The sequence below is a fragment of the Polynucleobacter sp. 35-46-11 genome (genome assembly GCF_002281105.1).
On sequence record NZ_NCFJ01000477.1, the window covers coordinates 1 to 1,911 of the forward strand.

Annotated in this window: 2 protein-coding genes; both read right to left on the bottom strand. The window is 46.2% G+C overall.

The features are described from left to right. Positions 1–195 precede the first annotated feature (195 nt). Entirely contained in the window at positions 196–1,695 is a 1,500-nt protein-coding gene (locus B7Y67_RS16565) for a tripartite tricarboxylate transporter permease (protein WP_293599569.1), read from the bottom strand. A gap of 39 nt (positions 1,696–1,734) precedes the next feature. Beyond that, complete coding sequence (locus B7Y67_RS19550; RefSeq protein ID WP_367227300.1) at positions 1,735–1,905, bottom strand: tripartite tricarboxylate transporter TctB family protein; 171 nt, start codon at positions 1,903–1,905, stop codon at positions 1,735–1,737. Positions 1,906–1,911: the final 6 nt, after the last annotated feature.

Genomic DNA, 1,911 nt, shown 5'->3' on the forward strand with positions numbered 1-1,911 from the left:
TGGCCATGCTTAACTAGCGATACCGCTTGAGAAACTGCTGGCGCAAGCGCACTCATTGTGATTGCTAAAACTGCAATCCAGTGAATGAGGCGGTTTTTACGGCAATTCATGATGTGGAGATTTTATCGGATTTTTTGCAGCAATAGAAAAAAGGGGGCTTGCGCCCCCTTCTCTTAACTTATTTAGCTCTTGAGCTTACGCTGCAGCAGCTTTTTTCTTGCCGATAACCTTGCCAATCAATGGCCAGAACAGCAATAACAAAGCCAAACCAGTGATTGCGCCTACCAAGTAGTTGGAGAAGAATACGTCCAAGCTACCTTGTGAGATCAACATTGACTGACGGAAAGAGTCTTCCGCACGGTCACCCAAGACCAAGGCCAAGACCATTGGCGCCATTGGGTAGTCGAGTTTCTTAAAGACATAACCGATAACACCGAAGCCCAACATCAACCATACGTCAAATGTTGCGTTGTGAACGGTATAAGCACCAACCGCACAAATCACAATAATGACTGGAGCAATGATGGAGAACGGAATTCTCAAGATCGAAGCAAACAATGGAACGCAAGTTAGTACAACAAACAAGCCTGCCAAGTTACCCAAGTACATACTAGCAATCAGACCCCAAACAAAGTCTGGCTTCTCAACGAAGAGCAATGGACCTGGTTGCAAGCCCCAGATCAACAAACCGCCAAGCAACACAGCAGCTGTTGGTGAACCTGGGATACCTAATGACAACATTGGTAGCAATGCGGCTGTACCTGCAGCGTGAGCTGCGGTTTCTGGAGCAACAATACCTTCCATCTCACCTTTACCAAAATTTTCACCATTCTTGGATACGCGTTTAGCAACACCATAAGACATAAATGAAGCAGGAGTAGCGCCGCCAGGAGTAATACCCATCCAGCAACCAATCAAGCAGCTGCGGAGTGAAGTAGCCCAGTACTTAGGCAACTGCTTCCAAGTTTCCAAAACAACCTTACCGCGAATCTTGGCAGCAGCACCTTGGAAAGCCAGACCCTCTTCCATTGAAAGAAGAATCTCGCCGATACCAAACAAGCCAATAACCGCGATCAAGAAGTCAAAGCCGCGCATCAATTCTGGGTTGCCAAATGTCAAACGTAATTGACCTGTCACTGTATCCATGCCAACTGTTGCTAAGGCAAAGCCCAACATCATGGCAGAGATGGTTTTGAACGGAGAACCCTTATTCATACCCACGAAGCTACAGAAGGTCAATAAGTAGACCGAGAAGAACTCAGGCGGTCCAAACTGTAGAGCAAACTTAGCAACCAAAGGAGCCAAGAAAGTGATCATCACAATTGCAAAGAACGCACCAACAAATGAAGATGTGAACGCTGCTGTTAATGCTTCACCAGCTTTGCCGTTACGGGCCATTGGATAGCCGTCAAAGGTTGTCGCAACAGACCAGGGCTCGCCCGGAATATTGAAAAGAACAGATGTAATCGCACCACCAAATAATGCGCCCCAATAAATACAGGAGAGCATGATGATTGCGGATGTTGGCGGCATTGTGAAGGTCAATGGCAACAGAATCGCAATTCCGTTTGCGCCACCCAAACCAGGCAATACACCAATAATCACACCGAGAGTTACACCAACAAGCATTAATAGCAAGTTAAAGGGTGTCATTGCAACGGCAAAGCCGCTGAATAGAGCGCTAATTTCTTCCAACTTGAACTCCTTTTATTCTTTTTTAATAGTTATTATTTTTTAATTCACGCCAACAAACTCGAGCGGATTAAACCATGCGCCATGTGGTAATGGAACCTGGAACCAGAATTCAAACATGAGGTACAGGGCTACGCTGACACCTATCGCTACTGCAATGGCCTTCCAAGTCGGATATTTTCCCAACCACACCATAAAGACTGCGATATAAATCGCTGC